General features: G+C 63.2%; 7 protein-coding genes and 1 pseudogene. 4 read left to right on the forward strand and 4 right to left on the reverse strand.

The window, feature by feature from the left end; genetic code table 11:
- Positions 1–144: 144 nt before the first annotated feature.
- The 3 genes from VJ604_RS06775 (at position 145) to cobO (ending at position 3648) form a co-directional block, all read left to right on the forward strand.
- Entirely contained in the window at positions 145–2772 is a 2628-nt protein-coding gene (locus VJ604_RS06775; protein ID WP_324080940.1) for a heavy metal translocating P-type ATPase, read from the forward strand.
- Positions 2765–2914 carry a cbb3-type cytochrome oxidase assembly protein CcoS gene (ccoS, locus tag VJ604_RS06780; RefSeq protein ID WP_324080943.1) on the forward strand — a complete coding sequence of 50 codons (150 nt, stop codon included), beginning with the start codon at positions 2765–2767 and terminating at the stop codon, positions 2912–2914. Before VJ604_RS06775 ends, ccoS begins: the two co-directional genes overlap by 8 nt.
- Positions 2915–3066: 152 nt before the next feature.
- Positions 3067–3648 (forward strand): cob(I)yrinic acid a,c-diamide adenosyltransferase, encoded by a 582-nt coding sequence (gene cobO, locus VJ604_RS06785; RefSeq protein WP_324080944.1) that lies wholly within the window; start codon positions 3067–3069, stop codon positions 3646–3648.
- A 179-nt stretch (positions 3649–3827) separates the two neighbouring features.
- Here the strand turns inward: cobO and VJ604_RS06790 are convergent, their stop codons facing one another.
- From VJ604_RS06790 to VJ604_RS06805, 4 genes are all read right to left on the reverse strand, one after another.
- A complete protein-coding gene (locus VJ604_RS06790; RefSeq protein WP_324080946.1) occupies positions 3828–4781 on the reverse strand; it encodes a diguanylate cyclase in 954 nt (317 codons plus the stop codon).
- Positions 4774–8205 carry a PAS domain S-box protein gene (locus tag VJ604_RS06795; RefSeq protein ID WP_324080948.1) on the reverse strand — a complete coding sequence of 1144 codons (3432 nt, stop codon included), beginning with the start codon at positions 8203–8205 and terminating at the stop codon, positions 4774–4776. The genes VJ604_RS06790 and VJ604_RS06795 overlap by 8 nt, the downstream gene beginning before the upstream one ends.
- Positions 8206–8680: 475 nt before the next feature.
- Positions 8681–8941, reverse strand: a complete 261-nt coding sequence (locus VJ604_RS06800) for a hypothetical protein (RefSeq protein ID WP_324080950.1) — start codon at positions 8939–8941, stop codon at positions 8681–8683.
- Positions 8942–9175: 234 nt separating this feature from the next.
- Positions 9176–9421: a hypothetical protein gene (locus tag VJ604_RS06805; protein WP_324080952.1), complete on the reverse strand. Its 246-nt coding sequence runs from the start codon at positions 9419–9421 to the stop codon at positions 9176–9178.
- 414 nt (positions 9422–9835) lie between these two features.
- Between VJ604_RS06805 and VJ604_RS06810 the strand changes: the two are divergent.
- Positions 9836–10219: pseudogene (locus VJ604_RS06810) on the forward strand ((Fe-S)-binding protein); the annotation flags it as partial.

The following is a 10219-nucleotide window of genomic DNA, read 5'->3' on the forward strand; positions in this document are numbered from 1 at the left end:
CTCCCCCTCCCTAGCCCTCCCCCTTCGGGAGAGGGGACTTTCGGACGTGGGGCTTCCGGACGTGGGGCTTCCGGACGGGGATTCCGGACGGGGGGAGGAGCTTCAGCTCCGCAGTAAGGTGTAGTTAAGAACGGAGACTTCTCATTGCAATGCTTCCATTGCGGCGCCCCGATTCCGGCAGCGGCGTCCATTGATATCATCGACGACAACCAAGGCACCCTCAGCTTTTGCTGCCACGGCTGTCATGGCGCCTACCTGCTGATCACCGGCGCCGGGCTGGGCGATTTCTACCAGCGGCGCACCAACGACTCCTCGGCTCAACCGTGGACGCTGCCGACCGTACCATTTCTCTCTTCCTCTGGCGGCCCCGAAACGCCCTTCCCCGACGACTACCTCGCCCGCTTCGTCCACGCCGAGGCTGGAGGGGACGCCATCGACATCACCATCGACGGCATCCGCTGCGCCTCCTGCGTATGGCTTGTTGAAAAGATGCTCGCCAGGATCGCCGGGGTGCGTGAGGCGAGGGTGAATTACGCCACCGGCCGGGCTCGGGTCGCCTATGACCCGGCCACCGTCTCACCGTCAGCTATCTTCTCTACCATCGCCAGTATCGGCTACGCCCCCCGCCCCTACACACCTACGGCCACCGCCGAGGCGGCACGCAGGGAGCAGCGCGACCTTCTCTTCCGCTTCGGTACCGCCTTTTTCCTCACCATGCAGCTGATGGCGTACTCGTTCGCGCTCTACGCCGGGTACCTGCAAGGGATCGAGAGCGGGACCAAGTGGTACCTGCAGATCTTCTCCTTCCTGGTGACCACCCCGGTCATCTTCTATTGCGGCCACCCTTTTCTTACCGGTGCCTGGCGGGCCCTCCGAAACCGCGCTCCCAACATGGAACTGCTGATCGCCATCGGTGCCCTTTCCTCCTACGGCTTCAGCGTCTATGCACTGCTCACCGGGGGCGAGGTCTATTTCGAGACCGCAGCCATGATCATCACCCTCATCCTCGCCGGACGACTCCTGGAGAACGCCGCCAGGCGGCGGGCCTGTCACGGGGTGGAACGGCTGCTGGGACTTTGCCCGCTCAAGGCAAGCCGTATCCGCGAAGGGATCCTGGAGACGGTGGAGCCATCAGAACTTCGTCCCGGCGACCTGGTGCTGGTGGCTCCCGGCGACCGCTTCCCGGTAGACGGCCGGATCGTGGAAGGGACCACCGACATCGACGAATCGGCCGCCACCGGCGAGCCGCTGCCGGTGATGAGATCGCCTGGCGAGAGCGTGATCGCGGGATGCTGCAATCTGACCGGCGCCGTCCGCGTCCTCTGTGAGAAAGAAGCAGCCGACAGCTTTGTGGCGAGGGTGGCTCGCCTGGTGGAGGAGGCGCAGAGCCGCCGGGCCCCCATCCAAGGGGTAGCCGATCGGGTGAGTGCCCTCTTCGTGCCAGCCGTCATCGTGTTATCGGCCGCCACTTTCGTCTGGCAGATAGTTACCGGCACCCCCTTCGCCCCTTCCCTGATGACCGCGCTCGCCGTGCTGGTCATCGCCTGTCCCTGCGCCCTGGGGCTGGCCACCCCCACCGCCATGGTGGCCGGGACCGGCACCGCCGCCCGCAACGGGGTCATTTTCAAAGGGGGCGACGTCCTGGAGCGCCTGAGCCGGGTGCAGGTGGCGGTGTTCGACAAAACGGGGACGCTGACCTGGGGTGCTCCCGAGGTGCTGGAGACGGTACCGGTCGCCGGCGTCACTTCGACCATGGTGCTGTCGCTCGCGGCGGCGGTCGAGAGCGGCTCCCGGCATCCGATAGGGCGAGCCATCCTGGAGGCGGCAGCCGCCGCCAAGGTCGAATATGAGGTGGCCTCGGATCTGACGGCGCATCCCGGCGGAGGTGTGACCGGAACGGTGGCGAAAGAAGAGGTGGCGGTTGGAAGCGAGCGATTCCTGCGTGGCCGAGGGATCAAGGGGTTTCCTGAGCACGTTGTCGAGGGGGATGACCGTATGGTCGCCTGCGTCGGCCGGGGCGGCAGGTTCTACGGGCATATCCTGCTCAGAGACCGCCTGCGCGAGGACGTCCCCGCCCTCACCTCTTATTTCAGGAGGGCTGGCGTCCGTACGCTACTGCTCAGTGGTGACCGCGATGGCGCTGTCAAGGCCACGGCCGCCGCGGCCGGAATCGAGGAGGCACTAGGCGAACTCACCCCGGCTGACAAGGCCGCCCGCCTTGAAACGCTGAGGGGCGGCGGTTCCACCGTGCTGATGGTGGGAGACGGCATCAACGACGCCCCCGCGCTGTCGGCTGCCGATGTCGGCTGCGCGGTTGCCGGAGGCACCGACATCGCCATCGAGACCTCGGAGCTGGTGCTGGTCAAACCGGACCTGGAGCGGCTGGCGTGCGCACATCGGATCGCCCGCCGGACCATGTCGGTGGTCAGGCAGAACCTCGTCTGGGCCTTTCTCTACAACGCGGTCGGCATCCCCCTCGCCATGACCGGTCGACTGACACCTATTTACGCGGCGGCGGCCATGGCCATGAGTTCTCTTTGCGTGGTAGGGAATTCCTTGAGGCTGACCAAATCACCGCGTCCCCTCCTCAGCTCGAAGGGCACCCCCGTTCACGGGCCGGCTTCGACCGCAGATCCGACAGCGCCCCCCCTCCCTAACCCTCCACCTTCGGGAGAGGGGACCTCGGACGAGGAGAGGTCGCGAGTGGGGACGTCGCCAGAGGAGACGCTTGGAGACGGGACGCAGCGGCGTATGGAGGCGACTAATGGATGAATCGCTCATCACTTTGATGGTGTTGTCCCTATTCTTAGGCTGCGCCTGCTGGCTGGTCTTCCTGTGGGCGGTTCACAAAGGGGAATTCAACGATATCGAGCGCCCCAAGCATCGGATGCTGGATGACGATGAGGAGGGATAAAGGCCACGGGAGCTGGCCGAGAGGCTTTAGTTGGGGTAACATCCTTACGGGCAACGCTGGGGATGAAGTTAAAGGGAGGAAAAGTAGCTGCTGTGGTCGTGTTTGTGGCGGACCATTTTATGCGATAATCAAGAGTAGCGGGAGGTACATTCATGAGCGGCCAGGGTAGTGCACCACTGAAGATCAACCGGCTGGAGCCGAAGGTAAGGCAAGGGCTGACGGTAGTGATCACCGGCAATGGCAAGGGGAAGACCACCTCGGCCCTGGGGATGGCGGTCCGCGCCTGTGGGCATGGCATGAGGGTCTGCATCATCCAGTTCATGAAAGGGGATCTGTACGCGGGAGAATGGGACGGCATCAAGCTGCTCGGCGAACAGGTGGAACTGCACGCCACCGGCAAGGGGTTTTGCGGCATCCTGGGAAACCCCTACCCGTGGACGGAACACCGCGCCAACGCACAGGATGCCGTGGAGCTCGCCCGCCAGAAGATGAACTCGGGGACCTTCGACCTGATAATCCTGGACGAGATCAACAACGCCCTGAAGCTGAAACTGGTCGACCTGGAGCAGGTGCTGGAACTGGTGGACAGCAAGCCGGCCTCGATGCACCTGGTGCTGACGGGGCGCGACGCCCACGCGGAGGTCATCGAGCGGGCCGACACGGTCAGCGAGATCGTGGAAGTCAAACATGCCTACCGTAAGGACATCGAGCCGCAGCCGGGCATCGATTACTGAGCGCACGAACTCAGCCACTATTGGCGCGCCCCCAGGCTATCCCGCTCTCATCCCCGAGATACCTTCTCCGTTCCCCCTGAGTTCCCTTATCCGTTCGCCCTGAGCTTGTCGAAGGGCCAATCAAGACCCAACACACCCCTCTCGCCCTGAGCCTGTCGAAGGGCACCTCTACCGCTGAACTACCAGCCCACTACCGTCACCACGTTTCGTCCCTTCTCCTTCGATCCGTAGAGGGCGCGGTCAGCTTCGCCGATCATCCATTCCGGAGAGAGTTCCCGGCTCAGCACCCCGCCGACCACTCCCATGCTCATGGTCACCACGCCCGTCCCCGAGCAGTCATGCTCAAGGCCCAGGTTGATTACCTCCAGCCGCAGCCGTTCGGCGAGCCGTTCAGCCTGGGCCACCGCGGTATCCGGCAGCACCACCACGAACTCCTCCCCGCCGTAGCGGGCCGCCAGATCCCCCGCCCGCCGGAAGCTCCCGCGCAGAAGCCTCCCCACCGCCTGCAGGCACTTGTCCCCCGCCAGGTGTCCATAGCGGTCGTTGTACTTCTTGAAGAAATCGATGTCGCACATGATCAGCGACAGCTCCTGCCCGCTGCGCACCGCCCGCTTGACCTCGGCGTCGAGTACCTGGTCGAGGTGCCTGCGGTTGGCGAGCCCGGTGAGCCCGTCCTCGCGCGCCAGGACCTCCAGCTCGCGGTTCTTCTCGGCCAGCTCCAGGGTGAGCGCCCTCATCACATCCCGGCTCCGCTTGAGCTCCAGGTGGTTTCTTACCCGTGACTTCACGATGGGGGGGCTGATCGGCTTGGTCAGGTAGTCTATGGCGCCGCAATCGAGCCCTTTGGTCTCGTCCTCGTCGCTCCCCATGGCGGTGATGAAGATGACGGGGATGTTCTCGGTCTCCGGGTCCGCCTTCAGGATGGTGCAGACCTGGTAGCCATCCATTCCCGGCATCATGATGTCCAGCAGGATCAGGTCCGGCAGCTCCCGTTTGGCTATCCGGATCCCGTCCGCCCCCGCCTTGGCGAAGTAGACCTCGTACTCCTCCTGCAGGATCCTGTGCAGTATCTCGATGTTCGCCAGGGTGTCGTCTATGATAAGGACTTTTTGCTGCCCGCTTGCACTATGCATCGGCACCTCTACCGGCGGTCATCAGCTGCAGGTCCTGGCTGATGACGCCCAGCAGCTCCAGGGCGTGGCCGAAATCCAGTGACTGCAGCGGCGCGTCCAGCAGGGCAGTCGCGCCGATGGGAAGCAGCGACCTCAGTTCTTGCCAGACGTTCAAGGCGTTCAGATTGTGGGCTTCCAAATGAGATGACAAGGTGAGCGCCAGTGAGGCGAGGCGCTCCCGATCCAGATCCGGCGGCTCCAGATCCTCCCGCCCCTCCGCCTCGCTTTCCTCCACGTGAACCGTTGCCACCGTCCTAAGTACCTCCGCTAGCTTGTCCCGGAAAAGGGCCAGCGCCGAGGGGAGCGACTCCCCGTCCGGGCCTTCCCGCATGGCATCCTCGAGCAGGGAGCCTGCCCGATGCAATCCGGTAGCGCCGAGGTTCCCACCCACCCCCTTGACGGTGTGGACGATCCTGCGGGCAGCGGCCAGATCCCCCTCGGCGAGGGCCCGATCGAGGTTGCCGATTACCCCGGCATTCTCCCTGCCAAAGCTGATCAGCAGCTTTTTCAGGAGGGACGCGCTCTCCACCGTCCTCATGGCGCGCTGCAGATCGATGCCCGGCAGCGACCCGGCCAGCAGCTGATCCGGCTCGCTGGGCGGATCACCAAGGGTCTGCCGGTCAGGCTCCGTCCCTGCTCCCACCCAGCGGCGGAGGGTTTCGAAGAGTTCCTCCACATCGATCGGCTTGTTGACCTGGTCGTTCATGCCGGCCTGCAGGCAGACCTCCCGCTCGCGGGGGAGAGCACTGGCGGTCATGGCGATGATGGGAAGAGCATCGAAGGCGGCGTCGAGGCGAATGCGCCGAGTCGCCTCCAGGCCGTCCATCACCGGCATGTGCACGTCCATGAAGACGGCGTGGTAGCGCACCCCGCTCTCTCTCAGCTGGCGCAGCGCCTCTTCCCCGTTGTAGGCAAGGTCTACGCTGGCTCCCCGCCGCTCCAGGAGCTCCCTGGCAACCTCCTGGTTGATGGAGTTGTCCTCCACCAGCAGGATCCGGACCCCGGCGAAGCTCGACGCGCTCGAGCAGTCCATCACCACCGGCTTCTTCCCCGCCACCGCTTTCGCCTGCTCCGGCGACAGGCGACGCAGCCTCACCAGGAAGGTGAAGGTGCTCCCCTTCCCCTGCTCGCTCTCCACCGAGATCGCTCCCCCCATCAGCTCCACCATATGCCTGCTGATGGCAAGGCCAAGTCCGGTGCCGCCGTACTTGCGGGTGGTCGAGCTGTCGGCCTGGGAGAAGGAGCTGAAGAGCTTCTCCTGCTGCTCCGGGGTGATCCCGATGCCGGTGTCCTTCACGGAAAAGCGCAGTGACAGCTCGCCGTCGAGCCCCTCCTCCCCGGCCACGCTTACCTCCACCCTCCCCTGCTCGGTGAACTTGATGGCATTGCTGGTCAGGTTCAGCAGCACCTGCCCGAGGCGGAGCGGGTCACCCACCAGGAGGTCGGGGAGCTCGGGGCCCCGGTTGATGATCAGTTCGATCGGCTTGTGCTGGATGGTGGCCGAAGCCAGCAGGGAGAGGTCATTGAGCACCGCGTCCAGACGGAACGGCACCTCCTCCAGATCCAGCTTGCCGGCCTCGATCTTGGAGAAGTCGAGGATGTCGTTGATCAGGCGCAGCAGCATGTTGGAGGCGGTCTGCGCCTTGTCGAGGTAGTCCTGCTGGCGATCGCTCAGACCGGTCTGACCCAGGAGGTAGAGCATGCCCAGCACCGCGTTCATGGGGGTGCGGATCTCATGGCTCATGTTGGCAAGGAAGCCGCTTTTGGCCCTGGTGGCGGCCTCGGCCGCAGCGGTGGCCTCCACGAGCTCCGCTTCGGCGCGCTTTCGCTCGGTGATGTCGAAAAAGGTCACCACCGCGCCGACCACCGCGCCATCGGCCAGCTGCGGGTAAGACCAGTACTCGGCGGCAAAAGAGGTTCCATCCAGCCGCCAGAAGATCTCGTCGTCGACGTGGACGCCCCCGTCTCCTCGCAAAACGCTGCAGAGCGGGCAGTTGGCGCCCGGATAGGAGGTGCCGTCCACCCGGGTGTGGTGGATCAGCTGGTGCATGTTCCTCCCCAGCAGATCCGCGGGATCTCGGTAGCCGAGCAGCCTGGCGCAGGCGGGGTTGGCGAAGGTGCAGGCGCCGGCGAGGTCGATGCCGTAGATGGCCTCGGCGGTGGACTCCAGCAGGAGGCGGATCTTCTCGTCGCTTCTCTGCAGGGCCTCTTGCGCCCGCTTGCGTTCGGTGATGTCCTCCTTGACCGCCACGAAGTGGTGGATCTCGCCGTTGTGCCCCTTGACCGGGGAGATGGAGGCCGATTCCCAGTACAGCTCGCCGTTGACCCTCTTGTTGTGAAACTCGCCGCGCCAATCCCGACCCGAAAGTATGGTATTCCACAACTCCGCGAAGAACTCGGGTGGATGAGAACCGGAGTTCACCACACTCGCCTTCTTCCCGATCACCTCTTCGGGGACATAGCCGGTGACCGTGGTGAAGTTGGGATTCACGTACTCGACGATCCCTTCGCGGTCGGTGATCATCACCGTGATGGGGAGCTGTTCCACAGCGAGAGAAAGCTTCTGCAGCGACTGCTCGGCCAGCTTGCGTCCGGTCAGGTCCTGAAGGGTCTCGATGGCCGCTATCACCCGGGACTCTGCGTCGCGGATGGGGACCGACTCGAAACAGAGGAAACGCTCCCGGCCGTTTAGGGAGGGAAACCATCCCTCGGCGCAGAGACCGTCCGGCGCCAGCGGGGAGCGGCTGAAGGTGTCGTAGAGCTCAGGCAGCTCAGCATAGGTGCCGTCGATCACCAGGTCGGCCAGCACCCGGCGCTGCTCGGGATAGAAGGCTTTCCACGCCTGCCGGCTCCCCAGCACCTCGCTGGCGCACACCCCGGTCAGTTCCTCGCAGGCGCGGTTCCAGATGATGACCCGGTGCTGGAAGTCGACCACGTAGGTCGCCACCGACGAATTCTGGACCAGCTTCTCGCTGAAAGCCTCCTGGGCCAAAGCCGCTTCCTTGTGGCGGTGCACCTCCTCGACCATCCTGTTGAAGGCCAGTGCCAAGGCGCCGATCTCGTCCTGACGCCGGACCAGAACCGGCTCAAGTTGGCAGGGATCACCGGTCATCCGCTCGAGGTGGCGGGTAACAGCAACCAGCGGCGCGGTGAGATAGCGCATGAAGAACCAGGTGACCAGTACCGTGCAGCAAAGGGCTACGGCGAGGGCGACCAGCAGGCACCAGGCGTCTTTCTGAAAGGCGATGGCCCGGACGAAGGAGGTCGGGCCCGGCTGCTGCCTGTCGAAATACCAGGCGGTGAAGAAGGTCATGGCGCAAAGGGCCCCGGCCATCAGCAAGGAGACCACGAGGCTCGTCTTGGTTCTAAGGGTTAATACTGGCATCTGCTGCACCTTCAACTAACGAAAAGAAAAGCCGACCCACCGGCAGAGCGGGAGATGCCAGGACGGCACCCCCTCAACGGTCATGCCGGACTCAACACGGAGCTGTCGGGGTGAAGTTCTTATCGGGCAGGCGGGGAAAAGCTTTAATGATGAAAAGATGCGTGAGAGGCTAATGTCGGTGAGGGGGAGGGAGACTGAGGAGGCCAGTGCGGGCAAGGTGGGAGGTAAAGGGGTTGGGACGAGGCGAAGGGCGCCGCCCTCAATGGAAGTCGGTAGTAGCGCCTTGGGGCTGTTAACGCGATTCGACCTGAGCCTGTCGAGCGGGATGACTTGAGCCTGTCGAAGCGGGTGGTTTCCAAGAGTCGGGAATGAAGGTGCTTCGACAGGCTCAGCATGAACGGCTTCCGACACGCACTCCCGGCGACCTCCATTCAGGAAGCAGCAGAGTCGCGGGCATCGCCAGACAACGTTTCCTTCAGGCGGAGAGGCGCCCGCTGTAGGTGAGGGTCTCGCTGTGCCCCTGGTTGCGCAGGTTACGCTGATGGAGGCTCCTCAGGCGTTTGGCGTGGATAGCAGCGGCGGCATCGGCCTCACCGGCACCGGCGACCTTCTTCACCGAGGTGGAGACGGCAACGGCGGCTGGCGTAGGGCTACCAGCGGAGGCGCCGGAATTGTCGTGGAAGATTTCGGGATAGACCAAGGGGAGGATGCGACTCATTTTGACTAGTGAAAGCATGGCTGGGCTCCTTTTATCAGCATGGAAAGGTGCCTGCTGGTATTCATCTGCCGTGCCACTACTAATGAAAGAGTAAAGGGTCGTAATCACTACGAATGGAAAGGTAACAGTCGAGCGGGCGAGAGGGCAGGTGTGCAACTTTTGAACCGCGAGAGGGGTGACTTTTGAACAGGCGGGACGGGGCAAGGGGCGCCGATCACGGCAGCGCCTTCCCCCGTCCTGACCGAAGCCCTGCTAGACCTCTGACTTCAGTGCGTGCTTGATCTCGGCGGAGTCAAAGGCCCCGACCACGATGTCCAGGGCGGCACCAGCCGCCAGGATGGGAATGAAAACGAGGGCGATCAGCTTCTCCGCGATAGAGTGAAAGGCTCCGCCAAGGTTGATGCTGTCGCAGAAGATGGAGATACCGACGCAGACCACGAATCCGATCACCATGAACAGACAGGTCCCCACTACCAGCATGAACGGTGAATCAAACATGTGCTTCCTCCTCTTTTCCGGTTATGACCAAGTTCCGACCGTCGCACGCTGCGAGAGCCAAATCTTTGTCTCACTACCTCTCTAGAAGTCAATGTCACACGATGCTTCCAACCACACTGATTATCCGCAACTCACTAATCCAGACTAATTGGGCGAATCATACCCTCAAAGAGATTCCTTTTCAACCAAATTCAATGCCATCGGCCGTGACTGATCAAGATGTCCTTCTATCCTGAATTCCCACTAATAAGCTCTCCCTTCCGGGGAGGGGGAGGGAGAGCATGCGAGGGTCAGGAAAGCGAATAGCACAAATCTTACCGGGCGACGCTGGCTTCATGCCCTGAATATCCATTGCTCCCCACCAACCGGCTGCTATACTGAAGAAATTAGTTTTTTTCAACCAAAGGACTCGCCATGGGCCATCACACCGCCAAGGGAGGCTACCGAGCGCTCATGGAGCGCCTGAACAAGTACCCGCAGGGGGCTCCCCCCTCGGAACTGCTGTTCAGGATCTTCTCCATCCTTTTCACTGATGACGAGGCCCTCCTCCTCTCCCGACTCCCGCTCAGACCATTCTCCGCCGCCAAGGCCGCCGGTATCTGGAAGGTGTCCGAAGCAGCCGCACGCACTACCCTGGAGGGGTTCGCCTCCCGAGCCATGATCCTTGACCTGGAGCGAGATGGCGGCACGCTCTACATTCTGCCGCCGCCCATGGCAGGCTTCTTCGAGTTCTCACTGATGAGGCTGCGGACGGACATAGACCAAAAGGAGCTCTCCTCTCTATTCTTCCGGTATATC

Origin of the sequence: Geomonas sp., from assembly GCF_035254065.1 — a bacterium.
Lineage (GTDB): Bacteria > Desulfobacterota > Desulfuromonadia > Geobacterales > Geobacteraceae > Geomonas.